This window comes from Flavivirga rizhaonensis (genome assembly GCF_004791695.1).
In the GTDB taxonomy this organism is placed as follows: Bacteria; Bacteroidota; Bacteroidia; order Flavobacteriales; family Flavobacteriaceae; genus Flavivirga; species Flavivirga rizhaonensis.
The window spans coordinates 321531-343783 of record NZ_SRSO01000001.1; the positions used below are offsets into that span (position 1 = coordinate 321531).

General features: G+C 32.2%; 17 protein-coding genes and 1 tRNA gene. 11 read left to right on the forward strand and 7 right to left on the reverse strand.

Annotated elements, in window-relative coordinates; translation table 11 throughout:
* Position 1: 1 nt before the first annotated feature.
* The 9 genes from EM932_RS01185 to EM932_RS01225 all read left to right on the forward strand — a co-directional run bounded on the left by EM932_RS01185 (position 2) and on the right by EM932_RS01225 (position 13247).
* Positions 2 to 1594: a sulfatase family protein gene (locus tag EM932_RS01185; RefSeq protein WP_135874636.1), complete on the forward strand. Its 1593-nt coding sequence runs from the start codon at positions 2 to 4 to the stop codon at positions 1592 to 1594.
* Between the two features lie 47 nt (positions 1595 to 1641).
* A complete protein-coding gene (locus tag EM932_RS01190; protein WP_135874638.1) occupies positions 1642 to 3234 on the forward strand; it encodes a sulfatase family protein in 1593 nt (530 codons plus the stop codon).
* 36 nt (positions 3235 to 3270) lie between these two features.
* Entirely contained in the window at positions 3271 to 5025 is a 1755-nt protein-coding gene (locus tag EM932_RS01195; protein ID WP_135874640.1) for a family 43 glycosylhydrolase, read from the forward strand.
* A 260-nt stretch (positions 5026 to 5285) separates the two neighbouring features.
* Positions 5286 to 8462 (forward strand): chondroitinase family polysaccharide lyase, encoded by a 3177-nt coding sequence (locus EM932_RS01200; RefSeq protein ID WP_135874642.1) that lies wholly within the window; start codon positions 5286 to 5288, stop codon positions 8460 to 8462.
* A gap of 102 nt (positions 8463 to 8564) precedes the next feature.
* Entirely contained in the window at positions 8565 to 9584 is a 1020-nt protein-coding gene (locus tag EM932_RS01205; protein WP_135874644.1) for a T9SS type A sorting domain-containing protein, read from the forward strand.
* Positions 9585 to 9851: 267 nt separating this feature from the next.
* Entirely contained in the window at positions 9852 to 10820 is a 969-nt protein-coding gene (locus EM932_RS01210) for a TRAP transporter substrate-binding protein (RefSeq protein WP_135874646.1), read from the forward strand.
* A gap of 26 nt (positions 10821 to 10846) precedes the next feature.
* A complete protein-coding gene (locus EM932_RS01215; RefSeq protein WP_135874648.1) occupies positions 10847 to 11311 on the forward strand; it encodes a TRAP transporter small permease in 465 nt (154 codons plus the stop codon).
* On the forward strand, positions 11311 to 12609 hold the full coding sequence (locus EM932_RS01220) for a TRAP transporter large permease (protein WP_135874650.1): 1299 nt from the start codon (positions 11311 to 11313) through the stop codon (positions 12607 to 12609). Before EM932_RS01215 ends, EM932_RS01220 begins: the two co-directional genes overlap by 1 nt.
* A gap of 122 nt (positions 12610 to 12731) precedes the next feature.
* Complete coding sequence (locus EM932_RS01225) at positions 12732 to 13247, forward strand: tyrosine-type recombinase/integrase (RefSeq protein WP_170179688.1); 516 nt, start codon at positions 12732 to 12734, stop codon at positions 13245 to 13247.
* A 59-nt stretch (positions 13248 to 13306) separates the two neighbouring features.
* On the opposite strand, the gene EM932_RS01230 is transcribed toward EM932_RS01225, so the two are convergent.
* The 3 genes from EM932_RS01230 to EM932_RS01240 all read right to left on the reverse strand — a co-directional run bounded on the left by EM932_RS01230 (position 13307) and on the right by EM932_RS01240 (position 16835).
* Positions 13307 to 13606, reverse strand: coding sequence for a hypothetical protein (locus EM932_RS01230; protein WP_135874653.1), 300 nt, complete (start codon positions 13604 to 13606; stop codon positions 13307 to 13309).
* 666 nt (positions 13607 to 14272) lie between these two features.
* Positions 14273 to 16525, reverse strand: a complete 2253-nt coding sequence (locus EM932_RS01235; RefSeq protein ID WP_135874655.1) for a transcriptional regulator — start codon at positions 16523 to 16525, stop codon at positions 14273 to 14275.
* A gap of 236 nt (positions 16526 to 16761) precedes the next feature.
* A tRNA-Met gene (locus EM932_RS01240) sits at positions 16762 to 16835 on the reverse strand.
* Positions 16836 to 16967: 132 nt separating this feature from the next.
* Between EM932_RS01240 and EM932_RS01245 the strand changes: the two genes are divergently transcribed.
* Both EM932_RS01245 and EM932_RS01250 read left to right on the forward strand, forming a co-directional pair.
* A complete protein-coding gene (locus tag EM932_RS01245) occupies positions 16968 to 17357 on the forward strand; it encodes an START-like domain-containing protein (RefSeq protein WP_135874657.1) in 390 nt (129 codons plus the stop codon).
* A gap of 59 nt (positions 17358 to 17416) precedes the next feature.
* Complete coding sequence (locus EM932_RS01250) at positions 17417 to 18259, forward strand: aminotransferase class IV (RefSeq protein WP_135874659.1); 843 nt, start codon at positions 17417 to 17419, stop codon at positions 18257 to 18259.
* On the opposite strand, the gene EM932_RS01255 is transcribed toward EM932_RS01250, so the two are convergent.
* The 4 genes from EM932_RS01255 to EM932_RS01270 all read right to left on the reverse strand — a co-directional run bounded on the left by EM932_RS01255 (position 18256) and on the right by EM932_RS01270 (position 22252).
* On the reverse strand, positions 18256 to 18816 hold the full coding sequence (locus tag EM932_RS01255; protein WP_135874661.1) for a YqgE/AlgH family protein: 561 nt from the start codon (positions 18814 to 18816) through the stop codon (positions 18256 to 18258). The two genes, EM932_RS01250 and EM932_RS01255, sit on opposite strands and share 4 nt — an antisense overlap.
* 126 nt (positions 18817 to 18942) lie before the next feature.
* The gene (locus EM932_RS01260; protein WP_102754658.1) at positions 18943 to 19215 is read right to left on the reverse strand and encodes an HU family DNA-binding protein; all 273 of its coding nucleotides are present in this window, start codon (positions 19213 to 19215) and stop codon (positions 18943 to 18945) included.
* A 188-nt stretch (positions 19216 to 19403) separates the two neighbouring features.
* On the reverse strand, positions 19404 to 20351 hold the full coding sequence (gene fmt / locus EM932_RS01265; protein ID WP_211344241.1) for a methionyl-tRNA formyltransferase: 948 nt from the start codon (positions 20349 to 20351) through the stop codon (positions 19404 to 19406).
* Positions 20348 to 22252, reverse strand: coding sequence for a RecQ family ATP-dependent DNA helicase (locus EM932_RS01270; protein ID WP_135874663.1), 1905 nt, complete (start codon positions 22250 to 22252; stop codon positions 20348 to 20350). Before EM932_RS01270 ends, fmt begins: the two co-directional genes overlap by 4 nt.
* Between the last annotated feature and the right edge of the window lies 1 nt (position 22253).

A 22253-nucleotide genomic window follows, 5' to 3' on the forward strand; every position in this document is an offset into this window, starting at 1 on the left:
TATGAAAAGAATTTATCTGGCTTCCGCATTACTTTGTCTACTTAGTGTTTTTGGATGTAAATCACATTCTGAAAAAGAAGATTTAGCTCAAAATACACTAACAGAAACTCCTAAAAAACCAAATATTCTTATTGTATTTCCAGACCAACTTAGAAGATATAGTGCAGGGTTTTGGTCTGAAGCACCTTATAAAGACTTGGTTGTTGGTAAACCAGACCTTGTAGTAACGCCAACCATAGATAGATTAGCAAAAAATGGAGTGGTTTTTACTCAGGCAGTAAGTAATTATCCGTTGTGTAGCCCTTATAGAGGCATGTTAATGTCTGGTAAATACCCAGAGCAAAATGGCATTTGGAATAACTGTAAAGTAGGTAGAGATCATAGTTTAAAAGATGATATTCCAACCATTCCAGATTTATTTTTGAATGCAGGTTACAACACTGCCTATTTTGGAAAATGCCATTGGTTAAAACCAGAACCATTATTTGACGATAAAGGTAATTACGTTGGCACCAAAGAACCACCGGGAGGCAATTATGTTAATAAATATGATACTTATGTGCCTCCGGGAAAACGTCATGGTATTGAATATTTTTATGAATCTATTAAAGATTCTCACTTTAACCCACATATATATTCTAATGATCCCTTTACTATTGAAGGTAAAAAAGATGGGGAATTGCACTTACCTAAAATATTTTCTCCAAAGAATGAATCTAAAATAATTATCGATTATTTAAAAAATACCAGAGGACAAAGAGATACAAGTAAGCCTTTTTGTATGATATGGTCCATGAATCCACCTCATAACCCTTGGAGTGATGACAATACGGACATGGAAACTTTAAGAAAGTACTACGATGCAGATAAATTTCCAGAAATCGATACCTTATTAGTTAGGGGTAACGCAGACAAAGAAGTTGGTAGTTATGTAAGACATTACTACGCCAACGTTACAAGTTCAGATTACTATATCGGATTGGTACTGGATCAACTAGAAAAAATGGGAGCGTTAGATAATACCATTGTAGTTTTTAGTTCAGATCATGGTGAAATGTTAGGGAGTCATGGTAAGCAAGGAAAGAATGCAGTTGAATTAGAGGCTTCGGCAATTCCGTTTATTGTACATTGGCCAAAAGGTTTAAAGCAAGGAACAACCAATGTTTTATTTAGTGTTCCCGATGTATTACCAACTATAATGGGGCTTGCTGGTTTAGGAGAGCAAATTCCTAACGACATTGAAGGCACCAACTTTTCATCTTTATTAATGAATAAAGAAAGCAGTACTGTTAAAAAACCAGAGGCCATTTTATTTATGCTGGGTAATTCTAGAGGTGTTTTTACAGACAGATATTCTCTATGTTTAAGAGAAAATAAAAAACAATGGGATAAAGATAAAGGAACCAAAGTTGAAGAAGCTTTTTTCTACGACAACTTAAAAGATCCTTATCAACTTAATAAAATTGATATAAAAGAACAACCAGAGGTTTCAAATGTGTTGCTTAAAGAATTAGCTAGACTATTAGAAAAAACGAACGACCCATGGTTTCAAGAGAAAAAGTACAAGGATATTATTCCTTATAGCGCTATCTAAAATAATTAATTTAGAAACAACGTTTCATTATTACAGGCATTCTAAACATGACATATAATTTCAAAAAAAGGGTTTCAAAAGGCATATTTCACACATTATTATTATTTATTGTTTTTATCACATTTCATAGTTGTCAGGAAAAAAACAAGAAAAAACAAGTAACACCACAAGCAACATTACAAGAAAAACCAAACATTGTTATTATTTATCTGGATGATTTGGGTTATGGCGATTTGAGTTCTTACGGAGCAAAAGGTTTAGAAACACCAAACATAGATAGGTTGGTTAATGGAGGTGTAAAATTCACAAACGGCTACGCAACTTCAGCTACTTGTTCCCCAAGCAGGTATGCACTTCTTACGGGTATGTACCCTTGGAGAAATAAAGATGCTAAAATTTTACCAGGCACAGCACCATTATTAATTAGTACAGAACAACAAACTTTACCTAAATTACTTAAAAATGAAGGCTACCAAACTGCGGTAATTGGTAAATGGCATTTGGGCTTAGGACAGGGTATTGTAGATTGGAATAAAAAGATAGCACCAGGTCCTAATGAAGTAGGATTCGATTATTCATACATTATGGCGGCTACTCAAGATCGTGTCCCAACCGTTTATATAGATAACGGATTCGTAGATGGTTTAAACCCTAACGATCCTATTGAAATAAATTATGAAACAAATTTTGAAGGACAGCCAACAGGAAAAGACAATCCAGAATTACTTAGTATGAAATGGCATCACGGTCATAATAGTAGCATTATTAATGGTATTCCCAGAATTGGTTATATGAAAGGGGGAGAATCAGCCAAATGGAGTGATGTGGATATGGCAGACCACTTTCTAAACAAAGTACAAAGTTATGTAAAAGCACATAAAGATACCCCCTTCTTTTTGTATTACGCCATGCAACAACCACATGTACCGCGTACACCACATCCTAGATTTATTGGAGCTTCTAAATTAGGGCCAAGAGGCGATGTGATTGTTGAGGCAGACTGGTGCGTAGGAGAGTTTATAAAAACTTTAGAAGAAGAAAACCTGTTAGAAAACACCTTAATTATTTTATCAAGTGATAACGGACCTGTGCTGAATGATGGCTATTATGATGATGCTGTTGAAAAATTAGGAGAACATGACCCAAATGGGACACTTCGTGGTGGTAAATACAGTTTGTTTGAGGCTGGTACGAGAGTCCCTTTTATCACATATTGGAAAGGAAAAATAGCACCTACGATTTCTGATGCTTTGGTGTGTCAGGTAGATTTAATGGAATCTATAGCACATTTAGTTGATAATAAAACTGAAAACCTAGACAGTGAAAATTTACTAAGCACATTCTTAGGAAAAAGTAAAACCGGACGTGAAAAACTTGTTATTGAGGCTACTACCAGAACCGCCTTTAGAAAAGGAGATTGGATTATGATACCACCCTATAAAGGACCTGAAATAGAAAAGCAGGTAAATATTGAATTGGGTAATGCAGATGATTATATGCTTTTCAATTTAAGGGAAGATATTGGTCAAAAAAATAATCTAGCTCAAAAAATGCCTGAAAAGTTAAAAAAAATGATTACCGAATTTGAAGCCATAAGAGGTAAAGATTATTCTAAAACAGAGGCGTTAGAATTAAAATAAAAACCATAGAAGTTCTAGTTATAAAACACGAATTAGATGTATAAAAAAATAACAGTCTCATTTTTTATTTCAGTATTAAGTGTCTCATTTTTTTGTTGCAATACCAACACAAAAAAAGTTTCAGATGAAGTTGCTCCACCAACTAAGCAAACGATGGTATGCAATCCATTAGATCTCAATTATAGATTTGCAGTAGATGACGGACCTTCGAGACGCGAAGCGGCCGACCCAACGGTGGTACTTTACAAAGACGATTATTACTTATTTGCATCAAAATCTGGAGGCTATTGGACGTCAAACGATTTGGTTACTTGGGATGTCATTACATCTAAACAACTCCCATTTGAGGATTATGCGCCTACTGCAGTGGTTATCAAAGATACCCTGTATTTTATGGCATCCAACAATAAAGCGCCAATAACCATTTATAAAACAACCAATCCGAAATCAGGGGAGTGGGAGATTGCTAATCCGAATTTTCCAATAGCAATGACAGACCCAGCCTTGTTTTATGATGAAGGTAGATTATTTCTGTACTATGGTTGTTCTAATAAAAACCCGTTAGAAGTCGTAGAATTAGATGTTAATACCTTAAACCCAATAACAGAACCCATTGCAATTTTAAATAGCAAAAAAGAAGATTACGGTTGGGAACGTTGGGGAGATTATAATGACCAAGACCTTAATCCTTGGATAGAAGGTGCATGGGTTAATAAACACCAAGGAAAATATTATTTACAATATGCAGGTCCTGGAACACGATTTAAAAGTTATAACGACGGCGTTTATATTGCAGATAACCCTTTAGGACCTTTTAAATTAGCGGAGCACAACCCTATGGCTATTAAACCAGAGGGCTTTATAAATGGTGCTGGACATGGTAACACATTTCAAGATCGTTATGGGAATTATTGGCATATGGGTACCATGGTTCTTACATTAAAACATAAGTTTGAAAGGAGAATTGGTATGTATCCCGCTTTTTTTGATGACGATAATATGCTATATGCGTACACTGGTTTTGGAGATTTTCCTTATGAAGTACCTCAAAAGAAAATTTCAAGTCCTGAAGAATTATTTCCCAATTGGATGTTATTGTCGTATGATAAACCCATTAGAGTGTCTTCAGAGTTAGAAGATCATACTAAAAATTTAGCTTCAGATGAAGAAGTAAGAACCTATTGGAGTGCCAAAACGGGGGATCAAGGCGAGTGGTTTCAGATGGATTTAGAGAAAGAGGTGGTAATTAATGCTGTTCAAATAAATTATGCAGAGCATAACACAACGTTACACGGTAGAAATGCAAATATATACCATCAATATCTTTTAGAATATTCACAAGATAATAGCACATGGTACACTTTAATTGATAAAACAAAGCATAAAGAAGATGTACCTCACGATTTTACACCATTGCAAACTTCGATTAAAGCGAGGTATTTAAAAATAACGAATTATCTTGTCCCAGATGGAACATTTGCTCTGGCAGATTTTAGGGTTTTTGGGAATGCGCAAGGTAATATCCCAACTGAAAAACCAAAATTACAAATATCAAGGCTAGAAGAAGATAAATGTATCGTCAACCTAAAATGGAATACCGTTGATGGTACAGTTGGGTATAACATTCGTTACGGGATTCATCCAGAAAAATTATATCATAATTATCAGGTTCTAAAAAGCAATTCTCTTACTATTAGAACGTTAAATAAATTTCAAAAGTATTACTTCACTATTGATACGTTCAATGAAAATGGTATTTTAAAGGGAACAGAAATCATAGAAGTCAATTAAATAAATCTCTCAAAATCCATGATTTGTAAAATACCCTGAAAGGTTATAAAAACCTTGTAGGCATGAATTTAGAACGTTTACTAACAAAACAAAAGCCTAAATATTATTTTCATAATCAAAATGGGCAAGACCTGTCAGGTTTTTAAAACCTGGCAGGTCTGAAAAGACGAATTTAACCCTATAAATGAATTTTATGTATCCTATCTCTTCAAACCCTGAAACTTATTTTTGAAGTATTAATTGCTAAAAAAAATTCTAAAATGATACACCTCTATTTTTATATGCTAATAAAGCGTAGCCTAATATGCTTTAAGCTAGTCCTGTTTGTTTTTATTTGCTTTCAAGCTAGAGTTTATGCTCAAGATCAATCTTTTGAAGGCACATCAGTACCTTCAAACTGGAACGCAGCTTTGGGTAGCTTATCTATTTCATCAAGTCATTACAAACTAGGAAGCAAATCGTTACAATGGGATTGGTCTGCAAACGATGAATTAACAGTTACTAATTTACAGGCGGAAGGATTAGTGCCTGCCCAAGTTCAGGGCTTTTTTCAAAACATGTTCAGAATTTGGATTTATAATACCAATGCCATTAACACAGGCAATTTAGAAATTGAATTTTATGATAATAATGGCGTGAAACAATTTAATTATCCATTTTATTTAAACTTTACTGGATGGAGAGCTGGTTCCGCTAGTTATAAAAATGAAATGTTAGGACCAAAAGGCTCCAATAATATTACGACGTTAAAAATTAAGGCTCCAGCGGCAGGTAGCGGTACTTTACATTTTGATTTTATAGACTATACTATGGAACGAAATACTGATCGATCTGCCGATTATCAATTACCTTTTATAACCTTAGATAATGACAAACATTGGTTCGATTTTATGTATTTTCAATCGTTGCCAAAAACAATTCCTGCTACAACACCTTCGGCACAAGAATTAGCAGATTTTAATGTGGTTAAACAAAAATATGATGACCTTATTTTAGGAAGTGCGCCTAGCAATTCAAACTTAAACAATGCCATTTCTGCATACAACAATCAAAATATTGTGTATTCTGGAGGAATTGTAACTGGAAAACCGCTTTATGGAAAAGATTACGGAAATGCCCAAAATATTGACGTGGTTGATGGTTTTATCCATACTCTGGCCAGAGATTATAAACATAGAAATACAGCAACAAGCTTAACCTATTTTTTAAACACGGTTAGATATCTTTTAGATCAAGGTTATGCAGATGGCAGTTTATTGGAAACTATGCACCATATTGGTTATAGTTTTAGGGATGTATCAAAAGCTATTCATTTGATGAAAGACGAACTTGTAACTGCAGGTTTGTGGGATGATTCCAGAAAAATGGTAGAATGGTACGCAGGTACAGATATTATTTGGCATCCAACAGCATATAAAAGCAATATGGACGATGCTTTAACAAGAGCAATTTCTATACTTGGTGCATGTTTGTACAAAGAAACAGACGTTGAAAAAGTACAATATTTAAAAGGCTATAAACAATATGTAGAAAATTGGTTAACACCAACGTCTTTAGTTAGTAAAAATGGAGTAAAGGCAGATTATACAGGGTTTCACCATGGGACCTATTACCCACAATATGCTTTTGGGGCTTATAAAAGTCTGTCCACGGCTGTGAACTTTATTTCTGGTGGAGTATATGGCATAAGCAACTCCAAAAAAGATGTATTTAAAAAAATGCTATTGGTTGCCAGAGTAAATATGTCTAGAAACGATTTTCCTAACGGATTGTCAGGAAGAAGTCCATTTAATGATATCTCCATTACCAACGCCCATAAAAATTTAGGGTTGTCAACGCCTATAGATACACAGCTAATAGAGGCCTACAACAGAATAACAGGAGGCGATTCACAAACCAATATTTATGGTTCTGAAACGCTCCCAATAGGATTTTGGCAAATAAATTACGCAAATTTAGGAACGTATAGACAAGATAATTGGTTAGCAGGTATTAAAGGATTTAATAAATATTTCTGGGGAACTGAAATATACAGTTCAGATAACCGCTACGGGCGTTATCAAAGTTACGGATCCATAGAGATACTTTACCCAGATGGGGCTTTAAATTCTGGTACTGCCATTGGTGGATGGGATTGGAACAAAACACCAGGAGCAACCACTATCCATTTACCTTTTTCAAGTTTAAAGGCGAGTAAAAGTAGGCAAGATGAGTTTACAGATTCAAATTTTGCAAACAGCCTTCGTTTCGGAACAAAAAACGCTTATTATATTGATGATAAAATTGAAGGCAGTTATGGTATGTTTGGTATGGATTTTACTCAAAAAGCCATCACAGCAACTCATAACCCAACATTTGCATTTAAGAAATCGGTATTTTGTTTTGATGGCAAAATCATTTGTTTAGGAAGCAATATCAATAATAACGATGCTTCAAATATTACGGCTACAAACTTATTTCAGAATAAACTCAGTTCAACTTCCACACCAATTCAAGTTAATAATGTTAGCACATCAAATTTTCCGTATAATTCAACTTTAAACAGCAGTGCAAGCCATTGGATTATTGATGCGTACAATACAGGTTATTTTGTAAAAAACGCAACGGTGGTTATTGATAGAAAAAATCAAGTTTCTCCAAGAGAAAATGGAAAGGGTGGTACTACTTCGGGAAATTTTGCTTCAGCTTACATAAATCATGGTACTGCGCCTGTAAATTCAAAATACGAATATGTCATAATTCCTGGGACTAATGGCGCAGATATGATAGCATTTACTAATGATATGAATAATAGTGCGACGGCATTTTATGAAGTATTACAACACGATGACATGGCGCATATAATAAAATATAATGATATAAGGGGTTATGCGCTTTTCGAGGCAGGAAATTTCGGTAATACTACAGGCTTAAAAAGTAATGATATGCCATGTTTAGTTATGACTGAAGAAACTGGAAATGATTTAAAAATGACAGTTGTTAATCCAGATTTAAATAAAAATGAAACCACGGAAAAAAGTGAAGTTAAAACAATTAATTTGGTTTTAAATGGCGAATGGACATTAAACTCAAGTTCTGGTGGTGCCGTAAATATTACCTCTGGAACTAGTGAAACCACTATTACTATTGATACAAAAGACGCATTGCCAGTTGACATAGAATTAAGTAAAACAGCATTATCCATAGAAGATGTAGATTTTAATAAAGACATCATCGTATTTCCTAACCCCACAGATAGTATTATAAACATAAAAACCTTAAACAAAACTATTAAAATAGTAGCAGTAAGCTTGATTGATGAAACTGGGAAATTAATTCATAGTCAAAAAAACGATACCCCTATAAATGTGGCTTCGTTTTCGAATGGAATTTATTTTTTAACAATAAAATCTAGAGAAAATATAATCTCTACTAAAAAAATAATCATAAAAAAATAGAAAGACGAATTGTCCCCCTGTTTCTGAATTACTTGTACCTCATATTAAACTAATGTTTCTGATAATTTTACTGTAATTAAATAATTCTAAAACTTAAAAATTATGAAAAAAATTACTACTTGTTTATCAGTAGTTCTTATGGCTATATTTGTGAATACACAGGCACAAACAGTCTATATTAATGAAGACTTTCAAGATACAGATATTTCAGCAGGAACAGTTTCTCTTGCCAGTGGTTTTGCAAAATATAATTACACTGCAGATACAGCAACACCAACAGCAGGTGAAGAAAATTGGGCCAATAGTCCAAGTACGGCAGATAAAACAAATTCTGTTTCAATTCACAGTAGGTCAGGAAGCGCTCAATTTGTTGCTGCTGATGTATCAGGACAACAAGCACTTCGTATGAATGGTGGAGCAAATTATTTAAATGCTAATGCAGGTATTTATTTCACAGGTCTAGATCTTACAGGGCAAACTAGCTTATATTTTGAGTTTGAAATTTGGGGAGCTCCTGTGGCGGGTGATACTGATATTCCTGCTACTCTACAAAGCTGGAGTATTAATTTAAATTTTGGGAATTCTAGTACGGGGTTTGACTTGTCTGATAGTTTTTTTAATACTGGTCCTAATGTTATGAGAGACGTTGTTTTTGATATTACAAATGGTACTACAAACCCAACAAATCAGACCTCTTTTGATATTGTAGATGGTCAGTGGATTAAAATCTCTGGAACAGTTGATTTAAGTGGTGTCACCCCAGGAAGCTTTGGTGCATTACAAGTTCAAACAGATACTGGAGGATTTGTAAGTGGAGGTACGCCAATTTATGCTATTGACAATGTGTTTGTATCTAATCAGGTGCCACTATCAAATAGTTCTTTTGAATTAGCTAATTCAATAAAAATATATCCTAACCCAGTTAATAGTGAATTAAACATTGATAGTGCTGAAAATATCAATATCAAAGAATTAAATCTTATAAATGTATTGGGTAAAACCGTATATACCGCTAAAAATGTGAACCAAATAGATGTAAGTAATTTTGCTAAAGGTATGTATATTTTAAAAGTAACATCTTCTGAAAAAGGTGTTTTAAATAAGAAAGTAATTATTAATTAATAGCAAATAAAGGTTTTTAAAATTTCTCGTAACATAAAAAAAGGATTTTATGTTACGAGAAATCCTTTTTTTAAAAAGCAATTTAAAATATACAAGTAATAAGTTTTGAAGATTTTCACCAACGCATTAATCACCTTCGTAACTAGGAGCTGAGCTTCAAAAATCGAAAATTAAAAATATTGATGGAGTCAGATGGGTCGCACTCGGAAAATTTTCAGACAGGAACCAAAAAGATTGGGTAGTATTAATTAAAAAACCAAAGAATCAATGAAAATAAGAATAGTCATTATTTTACTAGTCTGTTTCTACGGTTGTAGCAAAGTGTCTAAATACAAAACCATCAAACTAGCACATGGTTTAGATACCAATCATCCAGTACACAAGGCGATGCTAAAAATGGTTGAAAACTTAGATAGCTTGTCAAAAGGTACGTTAAAGTTAGAGATATACCCAAATCAGCAATTAGGATCAGAACGTCAATGTTTAGAGTTATTGCAAATTGGTAGTTTGGAAATGACGAAAGTGTCTGCAGCGGTTATGGAAAACTTTTCGCCAGATATGAAAGTGTTTGGGTTACCATTCTTATTTAGAGATAAAGCCCATACATTTAAAACTTTGGATGGTGTTATTGGAAAAGAATTATTGGACGGTGGAAAGCAGTATTGGTTAAAAGGCTTAGGCTATTATGATGCGGGCAGTAGAAGTTTTTACACAAAAAAAGAATCTATACTTAGTCCGGATAATTTGGATGGATTAAAAATTAGAGTCATGGAAAGTGTAACTGCCATAAACATGATTCGAAGTATGGGAGGATCACCAACCCCAATTTCATCTGGAGAACTTTACACGGCGCTTCAACAAGGCGTAGTAGATGGTGCAGAAAATAATCCACCAACATTTTATCTTTCAAGACAATATGAAGTTTGTAAATATTTTTCCTTAGATGAACATACAACCATACCAGATGTTTTAATTATTAGCACACATGTTTGGGAAGCGCTAAGCTCCCAGCAAAAAAAGTGGTTGCAATTAGCAGCTGACACCTCTGTTAAATATCAAAGAAAATTATGGGCAATTTCAGAGGAAGAAGCTCTCGAAGCAGTTAAAAAAGCAGGAGTTACTATTACGAGACCTGATAAAACAATATTCAAGGAAAAAGTTGAATCTGTATATGAAGATTATAAAGATGATAAATCGGTTTATAACCTTCTAAAAAGAATTCAAACTATACAATAAATATGTAACCCAATAGGAATATTAATATGGAGCTAAGAAAAAAAATAGATGCAATTTTAGGAACCGTACTTGCCATAATAATGGGGGTTATGGTTGTTAATGTTTTATGGCAGGTTTTTACGCGTTTTGTTATGGGAGTTCCCAGTTCATTTACAGATGAACTAGCAAGGTATCTTATGATTTGGGTAGGTGTACTCGGTGCAGCTTACATCTCTGGAAGACGGATGCACGTTGCCATAGATTTGCTCCCAACAAAACTAAATAAAGAAGGACAAGTTAAGCTTAAAATTTTTGTAAATATCATTATTATCCTCTTTTGCCTTTTTGCTTTAGTAGTTGGTGGTTTTAGATTGGTATACATTACTTCAATATTAAAACAAAGTTCGCCTGCATTGCAAATCCCTTTGTCTGTTGTGTATTTTGTTATCCCTATTAGTGGCATCCTAATTATCTATTATAAAATCTCAGATATTTTAAACAAACAATTATAATGGAATATTTACCAATACTCGTATTAGTTTTTAGTTTCATTGCTCTACTTTTTATAGGAGTTCCCATTGCTTGGAGCATTGCTATTTCATCTTTATTAACTATGATGGTAAGTGTTTCTGCACTTCCAGCACTTACAACTGTCTCTCAAAGAATAGGAACAGGACTTGATAGTTTTGCACTACTTGCCATTCCATTTTTTGTGCTCTCAGGACAATTGATGAATAAAGGAGGAATCGCACATCGTTTAATAAACTTTGCTAAAACCCTAGTAGGCGCTTTACCGGGTGGTTTAGCACTTATAAACGTAATTGCTGCAATGCTAATGGGGGCTATAGCTGGATCTGCTATGGCCTCAGCGTCAGCCATGGGAAGCATCTTAGGACCTGAAATGGAAAAGGAAGGCTATTCCAAGGAATTTGGAGCCGCAGTAAATGTAACATCCTCTACGGTGGGTTTGATTATTCCTCCTAGTAACGTCTTAATCGTTTATTCTTTGGCTAGTGGAGGTGTATCTATAGCAGCACTTTTTTTGGCAGGTTACATACCAGGAATATTAACAGGTTTGTTTTTAATGATTGTAGCATCTCTGTATGCTAAAAAGAAGAAATACAATGTTGGTAAAAGGAGCTCATTAAAGGAAGTCACTAAAACATTTGTTAGCGCATTTCCTAGTTTATTGCTTCTGGTTGTTATTATGGGAGGTATTGTGGCAGGAATATTTACAGCCACAGAAGCTTCAGCGATAGCAGTACTTTATACACTGGTATTAGGTTTTTGGTATAAAGAAATAAAAACTAAAGATCTTCCAAAAATATTATTAGATTCTTGTGGGACTACTGCAATCGTAATGCTTTTAATAGGAACATCAATGAGTATGTCTTGGGTGATGTCTTACGAAAATATTCCGCAGGATATCAGTACCATGTTATTAGGACTCAGTAACAACCCTATAATCATTTTGCTAATTATAAACTTGTTGCTATTATTTGTTGGTGTTTTTATGGATATGACACCAGCAGTTTTAATTTTTACACCAATTTTCTTACCTATCATTATAGAATTAGGAATGGATCCGGTGCAGTTTGGAATCATAATGATTTTAAATTTATGTGTAGGATTGTGTACTCCTCCAGTAGGCTCGGTACTTTTTGTGGGTGTAGGTATAGCAAATACGACAATTGAAAAAGTAATTAAACCCCTTTTGCCACTTTTTCTGGCTATGATAATTTCGTTACTTCTAGTAACGTATTTTTCAGAATTAAGTTTATGGTTGCCTAGGTTTTTTGGGGTAATTTAAAAGATATTCAGCATTTATACCATGAATTAAATTAAACCATTTGTTGCAAATTATCTTGTGAGATAGGAGTAATTTTGTAGTTACAACTTTTGATGACATTTTAATGGCAGATATTAGTCGTCTTGCTTTACGATATTTTACTTTATACGGTTGCTCGTTCAAACGAAGTACGAACTATGAAATGGTCTCATGTAGATTTAAATTCAAGAATATGGACAATGCCAACTTCAAAAAATGGGCGTATGCACCGTGTCTATTTAGGTGACTTAGCAATAAAAATATTGAATAAAGCTAGAAATTATACTGATGGCAAAGGTTATGTTTTTGGCTCTACTGGTAAAATAAGTACCTGTGGCATTGAGAAAGAAAATCTAGATATGATGTGTGGTTGGGCATTATCTCAACCAATCAGAAGACATTTTGATAGTTTTAATATCAAAGAACGATTTTATCCTCATGATTTAAGACGCACTGGTGCAACAATGATAGCGGGTCTTTTCGGTAGAAGGGATTTTGCCGCTATGGCATTAAACCACACTAACAAAGATGCTACGGACATATATGACCAATATGTTTATGATAAAGAGAAAAATCTGACTTTAGACGCCCTCAACAGAGCTATAGAACTAAATTATTAATAGCCCTAATGTTGAGAGCGTACCAAATTTTAATGAACTAAGAGAAAAAATTGCTAACCCTATTCAAAATCTTGATATTCCGAAAAATCTGGACTCCTATAATTCACAGGGTCTTGTAACCAGTTTTTCAAATCTTGTATCTTATAAGCTTTCCTTCGTCCATGATGAGTTAAAGAATGAAGTCTAGGGAAACGTCCAGCTTTACGTTCTCTATACTGTGTCATTTTATCAAGTGTCGTAGCTAATTCAGCTGTTTTAATGGATGCAAATGCATTCATTTCTAGTAATAAGCCAATAATCACTTCCTTTTCTATGTCTGGGTCAATGAGAATGACACCGTTATTATTAATGGTTTTCATTAAAAAATTTCCTTTTCTTGGTTTCGGGTTGAAAAAGAAATAGCTAGAAGGAATGTTTTTTAACACGCACTATAAAATACCTCAAATCTTATGTTTGAAACACAGTGATGTTTATCAACTATAAACTTATATTTTATATGGAAATATTATTATAGTGCGTATACGTTCCCCGATTAATGCTTATGGATATATCCATAAACTATAAACAAAACAAGGAAAAAAACTATGAATAAAGAATTTATCTATCCACCTAAGACAAGAGAAGATTTTCTCTATGATATTGTTAAAACAATGGTCAAGAGGAGGATTGACCTAAAAATGACACAGGAGGACGTTAATTACGCCCTCAACGTGGCTGACCGATTAAGTAAGTAAATGGGAATTCGGTACACGTACACCTTCATCCTTTAGTCTTTATTGTTGGGCAGATGTATTAAAAGGACAGATTATATTTGCGCCCAATAAAAATTTGAATACTCCAATACTTGAAAAGCCATTAAACGATAACTCTTGTGTATGTAAAACGCCAGTAAATGATAATATGCTTGTTATTCCATAAAAGAGGATTAAGAGATTTAGTTAATATACTTTAATGAAAAGAGATAATTTTAACTACACATTAGCTATCTCTTTTCTTCATTAATTATAAAAAATCAACTTTATCGATTATTCTTTTTTTGTAAACTTATTTACAAAAGATGATAAGTTAGTAGCATATCCTACAAGTATTTGCGGGTAAAAATCCTTAGCTCCAATATGATAAAAACCTCCGATTCTAGCATAAATTCCTCCATTGGATTCATTAGGATTCACTTTGCTGTATAAATTTAATTGAAGTCTTAAAACTTCCTTTTTATCATTATCATCCTGTTGATTATACAATATATCTAAATTTTCAACCGACCCTCTTCCATTCAACCAATTGAAAGCAACGTTTAAATCTGCCCCAAAGTTTAATTGTGGGCGAATTTCAAAGTTTGTACTTATTTCATGTGTAAGAGCATTTAATTGATATCTTTTAACTACATCTACCCCATCTTCTACTTTCGTATGTTTTAATCCTGCTCTATAATACCTTAGTCCGTACCCAAAACTCCACTCAGTGGATAATCCTTTTAATTCCAAATTAATCAAATCAAGACCTAATCCAGCATTTAAATTATTATATTTTATATAATCAAAATTATTAATAGTCGCAGATAAAAGAATGTTGTCATCATTGGAATCAACAGCAACCGAAATAGGTGTAATAAACCTAGAGTTATCGTCAAACCCATTATAAATAGTTGCATTAATATCAGCATATAATGAATGTAAAATGGAAAAATAGCTCCAATTATGAATCCAAATCGGAATTTTAATTCTTCCTTCTGCCTGTAATATGCTATTAGAGTTTTGATTATTTAACCCCAAAAAATCCGAGAAGACTACCGCCGTAAAATAGTCCATTAGTTTACGTTCTTCTATAACAACAGTACTATCTGCCTTTATCTTATATGCTTTATTTCTAGCAGAATAATTAGAACTTTCGTCTTTAGGATAATATTCAAATAAATCATTATAGTTTAAATATAATCTATGGGCATCATCATCATTGGGAGATATCGGTACAAAGTTCAGACTATTTCTGAAGGACCTTAAAGGAATACTAAATTGATAATTGACAACAGTAAATTCTCTTGAGTTATTAGATAATTGACCAACCACTACAATTTCTTTTGCCTTATTATTAAAAAATCGAAGTGTAGCATAATCAACCTTAAAAGTTGTATCCTGTACAGGTTTCTTTTTTCTATAAACTCTTATGGTTTTATTCAATTTTAGTTTACCAGAATATTGAGTCGCTAAATTTTCAATTGCTGTAACTAAAGAATCAATTTTTTTATTATAAGGTTTTTGAGCATCTTTTATAATACTTTTTTCATTGTGAGCCTTTACTAAAAGGTATAATTCTGCCATATAATCTTCATTAAGGTGCACAAAATTTGTATCAATTTTTTTGATAAAACTGTTAACTATTTTCTTGAAAATCACTTTTTCAGAGGAATAAAGAATTTTAATAGATTTTTTGCACTCGAGATTTTCATTGCAAAATTTCAAATTATAAAATTTCAAATCATGGTTGTTTCTAACGCTAATGTTATAGATAGAATCTTTTTTGTTATCGGGATAAGATAATACCACATTACTGATAAAAGTATAATCTGAATCTTTTAATATTTCATCATATAGTTCTCCAAGGCTAATCTTATAGCTGTCATTTACATTTAAAGATGCGATTTTATTAAAAGCCTCTTTTGAAATTAAAACCTTTTTCAAGCTATCTGAGATGGTCTCAAATTTTTCATAAATATTGTCATAAAAGTTCTTTTCATTATCTACTATAAATAAGGTGTTTTCTCCATTTTTAAATTCCACTTTATTATCACTATTCTTTTTAAACTTAAAGTGTTCTTCTTTAGTAAAAATATTTTTAGAACTATCCGTTGCAATAGAAGTCAAGTACTCTTCAAAATCCTTATTATTCAAATCAATAGCTCCTTTTATCATTTTGTCCAAAGTTTGTCTTTCGGGTTTAATAAAGCTATAATCCTTATATTTTAACTTTTCTTTAGGTATTTCTAAGGTTATTTTATCTTTAAATTGAAAAAAATAGCTCTTAGAAACACTTTTCATATGTTCAACAACTTTATTCACAAAAGTTGTCTGAGAGAAGGTCTTGTTTATAACAAATTGTTTAGGATCTCCTATAGATTTGTTATCAGTAATTAGAATATTTGTATCTCCGTTTGAAGAACTGATTTTTTCAACTTTATATTCATTTGATATATGATCAAATTGAATCTTAACAGATTGAGTAAATCCAAAGAAAAAGGCAAAGGAGAAAATGAAAACGGAAAAAAAATCTTTTTTTTTCATTTAATTGGTTGGTTAAAATTAAACTTAAACTTATTGCTATTAAGTTTCTTAGGAGAGAGAAAGTTAAAGTAACCATAAATAATACTAATCTCAAAACTAAATGATATTTTTTTTAAATATCTTAAAAGTAATTAATTTCAAATTAGTTCGAAGACGAGTTTTTTTATTTCCTTGTTTGTTGTACATATGTTGTACAGAAATAAAAAACCCAAGACTAAAATCTTAGGTTTTCCTTGTAGCGAGAGGGGGGCACGATCCCCCGACCTCCGGGTTATGAATCCGACGCTCTAACCAACTGAGCTACCTCGCCATAATTTAAGGCTGCAAATATAAAAACAATATTATTGTAAGCAAACAGATATTAGATAAAATATTATTAAAAATTGTTGTTTTACTTATCAATTAATGTATATATTGGTAACATAAAATTTTTAAGCTATTTATGGACGATAAAGTTAAATTTGATATTGAATTTCCAATACATGCATCCCCTCAACTGTTGTATCAATATATATCAACACCTTCAGGTTTATCCGAATGGTTTTCAGATAACGTAAATTCTCGTGGTGAATTATTCACTTTTATATGGGATGATAGCGAAGAACAGGCAAAATTGTTAAGTAAAAAAAGTGGTGAACGTGTTAAATTTAGGTGGTTGAATGACGAAGATGATCAGGTATCGTATTTTGAAATAAGAATACAAGTTGATGAAATCACTAAAGATGTATCGCTAATGGTTACCGATTTTGCAGAAGAAGATGAAATTGATGAAGCTAAAATGCTTTGGGAAAATCAAATTTCTGATTTAAAGCATGTGCTTGGATCTGTTTAATTCTATATTTTAAATTATATTTGTCCCGCTTTTATTAACCAATAAAGCGGGATTTTTTTATGACAAATTTTAATGGAAATATTCTAGAAGAAAATACAATTCTTTCAATTGAAAACAGAGGTTATAATTATGGGGATACTTTATTTGAAACCATTAAAGTAAGCTTTGGTAAAATTTTGTTTTGGGAAGATCATTATTTTAGACTCATGGCTTCTATGCGTATTATGCGTATGGAAATTCCAATGAGTTTTACTATGGAGTATTTAGAAGAACAGATTCTTAGTACTCTGGAATCTAATAACTTGTTAAAGTCATCTGCAAGAGTTAAATTGTTTGTACATAGAAATGAAGGTGGGCTGTATACTCCAAATTCGAATGATGTAAGTTTTATAATTTCAGTAAAACCTATTCAAGATGATTTTTATTTACTTCAAGACGGTTTTTATGAAGTTGATTTGTTTAAAGATTATTATGTGTCGCCAAGCTTATTATCTACATTAAAAACTAATAATAAAATATTAAACGTTGTTGGGAGCATTTATGCAAAAGAAAACAACTTACATAACTGTTTTGTTTTAAACACTAATAAGCATGTTGTAGAAGCTCTTAACGGGAATATTTTTGTTGTAAAAGATAATATCATAAAAACGGCTCCAATAAGTGACGGTTGTTTAAAAGGCATTATGCGTAAGCAACTTATAGATATTATTAAAAGTATGCCTGATTATGAAATTGTTGAAGATTCAATTTCTCCGTTTGAACTTCAAAAAGCTGACGAAATTTTTATAACAAATGTTATTGTTGGAATTCAACCTGTAACGAAATATAGAAAGAAGGTATATGTCAGTGAAGTATCTAAAAACTTATTACAAAAACTGAATGTTAAAGTAAGATTGAATTAATTATAGTTTGGATTTTCTGGTGCATTAGACCAAATACTATATTCACCTCCAAACTCTAGCATTTTTTCTTTCCAAAATGATTTGTAATCTTTCTCTATAATATTGTTTTTGTAAATATTTTCAGTAACAACCCAAGAATTCGCTTTAAGTTCTTCTTCTAATTGATTTGTTTCCCAACCGGAGTATCCTAGGAAAAAACGAATATCATTTTCATTTATATCACCATTAGTAATTAGCTCTGCTACTTTACTAAAATCACCGCCCCAAAAAATACCTAAGGAAATTTCAATACTTTCTGGGATTAATTTTGGTATTTTATGAATAAAATAGAGATTATCCTGTTCTACAGGTCCACCGTTGTAAACTTTATAAGTAGCTTCAACTTCTGGAACCAGTTCATTAATAGTATAATCTAGAGGTTTGTTGAGTATAAAGCCTATAGATCCTTCTTTCGAATGATCTGCAATTAATACTATCGAGCGATTAAAAGAAACATCACCTATTATCGCAGGTTCAGCGATTAACAAATCACCTTTCTTTGGTTTTATTGTTATCATGCTTTTGAGGTATTAGCAACTAAATCTAATGTTTATTTATTAAAAAAGCAACTGTTTTAATTGATATAAAGAAAAAGATGCCTTCAAAACTTGAAGGCATCTTTATAATATAAAAGAGGTAAACTACTAGTTTACTGCATTTGATAAATCTGATCCAGCTTTAAACTTAACAACGTTTTTAGCTTTGATTTTTATAGTTTGTCCTGTTTGAGGATTTCTTCCTTCTCTTGCAGCTCTTTTAGAAACTGACCAAGATCCAAATCCTACTAAAGAAACTCTGTTACCCTTTTGTAAAGCTCCTTCAATTTCAATGATTGCACACTCTAAAGCTTTCTTTGCAGCAGCTTTAGTGATTCCTGCGTGTTCTGCCATTGCGTCGATTAAATCTGTTTTGTTCATAATATAAAATTTAATTATTAATAAATTGGTTAAACATTATTGTTAAATCCTACTACAAATTTATACGGATTATGAAACCATGCAAGTAATAGCAAGGGAAAAACACGGTATTGTTAATAACTTGACTCTTTTGTTAATAAAGGAAGCGTATTTTATCGATGATTTGTAATATCAATGATAATAAGGGTTTAGAGCGCTTTAGCATTTGCTTCAAAAGTATAACCGTTTAAAAGCGCTTTTATATCCATAGTTCGTTTACCGGGAAGCTTAATTTCCTTTATTAAGATATAACCATTTGTAACAGCAATCTTTAACTCTTTTTTATTAGAAATAATGCTTCCAATACTTTTTGTATGCGATGCTCTTTCTTTGTCAGCACGATAAATTTTTACATCCAATCTATCTTCACCATTTATAAAAGTACACCAGCTTGCCGGATAAGGGCTTAAACCTCGTATCTTATTATATATATTGTCTATAGATTCGTTCCAGTTAATCTTACAATTATCTTTATTTAATTTATAAGCAGTTCTAATATTTTTAGTTTCTTTTTGAGGTACAGTTTTAACACGTCCCTTTTTTATTGCGTTTACTGTTTTTAGAACTAAAGAGCTCCCTATATTCATTAATTTATCATGCAAGCTTCCTACGTTTTCATCAGCTTCTATGTCTATTTCTTCTTGAAGAATCATATCACCAGTGTCTATTTTTTCATCAATAAAGAACGTTGAAACCCCTGTTTTGGTTTCACCATTAATAATAGCCCAATTTATAGGAGCTGCACCACGATAGTTTGGTAGTAATGATGCATGCAAATTAAAAGTGCCATATTCGGGCATTTGCCATACTACTTTTGGTAACATTCTAAAGGCTACAACAATTTGGAGATTTGCTTTAAGCGCCTTCAATTCATCTAAAAAGTCATTCTGTTTTAAATTGATAGGTTGTAAAATGTTTAAATTGACTTCCTTTGCATATACTTTTACAGCACTTTCATTTAATTTGCGTCCACGCCCAGCAGGTTTATCTGGAGCAGTTATAACCCCAACTATGTGATACTGGTTTTCTACTAATGCTTTTAAAGTGGTTACAGCAAAATCTGGTGTTCCCATAAATACAATTCTTAAATCCCTCATATATGACTTAATTTATATGTGTTTGTTGGTGTAATAGTTATAATGTTATGCTCTAATAATAATTTTAAGACTACTTTTAAATCTGCCTCTTTACAATTTAATATTGAAATTAAATCTCTAGATGATTGATCTCCATTTTCTAATAATTTTATGATATTTTTTTTTATTGTTTTTATATCTGGAGGTGTCGCTACTTTTTTTGAATTTATGCAAACGGAGCAAATACCGCATGGCTTCATGTCTTTTTCACCAAAGTAGGTGAGGAGTTGTATGCTTTTACAAACCGAATCATTTTCAATGTAATTGAGCATGGCATTAACTTGATGTTGCTTTAATTTATTTTGTTGCTCTATGATTGATGCAATTCTATTAATAGTTTTATCATCTTCCCTAGGCTCTATAAAAGTGATTTGAGCATCAGTTTTTGCTAAGTTTAGGGTAATGATTTTATCCTTTTCTAATTGTTGAAGTACCCGAATTAATTTACTTTCGGTTACCGATGCCTTATTAGAAATTTTTATTAAATCAATTTTTGTAATATGATCAAAAATACCGCCATACATTCTTAATATTGATTTTACAATCATATTAAAATCCTGATGCGTTTCTAAATAATTAAAAAGTGCTGAATTTGATACAACAAATTGAGCAGTTACTTTATTTTTAAACTGTTTTGATAATGTGATAATACTATTTCTATCTAATAATAACAGGGTATTATAACATAAAATAGAACCAAAGTTATAAGTTTTACAAAAGGTATTAAATTTAAAATCGAAAGTCAGATATTCACCTTCGCCATAAGATATTTGAAAGTAGCTGCATAGTTTCCTGTATACCTGTTTGACAAAATCGACTGTTGGTAAAATACTTAAAAACTGATTTTTTACTAAAGTAGCGTCACTATTATTTTTTAGAATTACGGCAAAAGCCTTTTGCCCATTACGGCCTACACGACCAGCTTCTTGAAAATAACTTTCAATACTTTCTGGTAAATTAAAATGAATAACTGTTTTAACATCTGGTTTGTCAATACCCATACCAAAGGCATTTGTCGCAACCATAACCTGTTTTTGATTTTGTGTCCATGCAGTCATATTAATATCCTTTTCAATATTTGAAAGTCCTCCATGGTAATAGGTTGAAGTCATGTTTTTAGATTCTAAAAAAGCGCTAATTTCTATAGTTAATTTCCTGTTTCTAACATAAATAATTGATGAAGCGATATGTTTTTTTAAAATAGTTTCAAGGCGGTAGTATTTATCATTTTCATGAAATACCATGTATGCCAGATTAGGTCTGGCAAAAGATTGCTTAAATATTTTAGGTTGAATAAAATCAAGCTCTTTTACAATATCATCAACGACTTCTGGTCTTGCTGAAGCGGTTAAGGCTACCACATTTACACTAGGCTGTATTTGGCGTAATAGCGATATGTTTTTGTATGCAGGTCTAAAATCACTTCCCCATTGCGAGATACAATGCGCTTCATCAACTGCTATTAAATTTACGTGCATTTGTTTAATACGGTCCTGTACCAGTTCCTGTTGTAAGCGTTCTGGTGATAGATACAAAAACTTGTAATTTCCGTAAATACAGTTGTCTAAAAGCGTGTCTAATAGGCTATAACTTATCCCACTTGTAATTGCCATAGCTTTAATTCCTTTATTGTTTAAGGCTTGTACCTGATCTTTCATCAAGGAAATTAAAGGAGAAATAACAATACAAATACCTTTTTTAGCTAGGGCAGGAATTTGAAAACATAATGATTTTCCACCACCAGTTGGTAATAAAACAAAAGTGTCTTCTCCTTCAATAACGGCATTGATAATGGCTTCTTGATTAAGTCTAAATTCTGTAAACTTCCAATAACGTTCTAATATGTTTATGGGATGCTCCATT

Coding starts and splice junctions, on each gene's coding strand:
- EM932_RS01260 (WP_102754658.1), bottom strand. CDS start 19,215: ATGAACAAAACAGATTTAATCGACGCAATGGCAGAACACGCAGGAATC.
- EM932_RS01185 (WP_135874636.1), top strand. CDS start 2: ATGAAAAGAATTTATCTGGCTTCCGCATTACTTTGTCTACTTAGTGTT.
- EM932_RS01255 (WP_135874661.1), bottom strand. CDS start 18,816: ATGATAACAATAAAACCAAAGAAAGGTGATTTGTTAATCGCTGAACCT.
- EM932_RS01200 (WP_135874642.1), top strand. CDS start 5,286: ATGATACACCTCTATTTTTATATGCTAATAAAGCGTAGCCTAATATGC.
- EM932_RS01220 (WP_135874650.1), top strand. CDS start 11,311: ATGGAATATTTACCAATACTCGTATTAGTTTTTAGTTTCATTGCTCTA.
- EM932_RS01230 (WP_135874653.1), bottom strand. CDS start 13,606: ATGAAAACCATTAATAATAACGGTGTCATTCTCATTGACCCAGACATA.
- EM932_RS01205 (WP_135874644.1), top strand. CDS start 8,565: ATGAAAAAAATTACTACTTGTTTATCAGTAGTTCTTATGGCTATATTT.
- EM932_RS01190 (WP_135874638.1), top strand. CDS start 1,642: ATGACATATAATTTCAAAAAAAGGGTTTCAAAAGGCATATTTCACACA.
- EM932_RS01250 (WP_135874659.1), top strand. CDS start 17,417: ATGACAAATTTTAATGGAAATATTCTAGAAGAAAATACAATTCTTTCA.
- EM932_RS01195 (WP_135874640.1), top strand. CDS start 3,271: ATGTATAAAAAAATAACAGTCTCATTTTTTATTTCAGTATTAAGTGTC.
- EM932_RS01270 (WP_135874663.1), bottom strand. CDS start 22,252: ATGGAGCATCCCATAAACATATTAGAACGTTATTGGAAGTTTACAGAA.
- fmt (WP_211344241.1), bottom strand. CDS start 20,351: ATGAGGGATTTAAGAATTGTATTTATGGGAACACCAGATTTTGCTGTA.
- EM932_RS01235 (WP_135874655.1), bottom strand. CDS start 16,525: ATGAAAAAAAAAGATTTTTTTTCCGTTTTCATTTTCTCCTTTGCCTTT.
- EM932_RS01215 (WP_135874648.1), top strand. CDS start 10,847: ATGGAGCTAAGAAAAAAAATAGATGCAATTTTAGGAACCGTACTTGCC.
- EM932_RS01210 (WP_135874646.1), top strand. CDS start 9,852: ATGAAAATAAGAATAGTCATTATTTTACTAGTCTGTTTCTACGGTTGT.
- EM932_RS01245 (WP_135874657.1), top strand. CDS start 16,968: ATGGACGATAAAGTTAAATTTGATATTGAATTTCCAATACATGCATCC.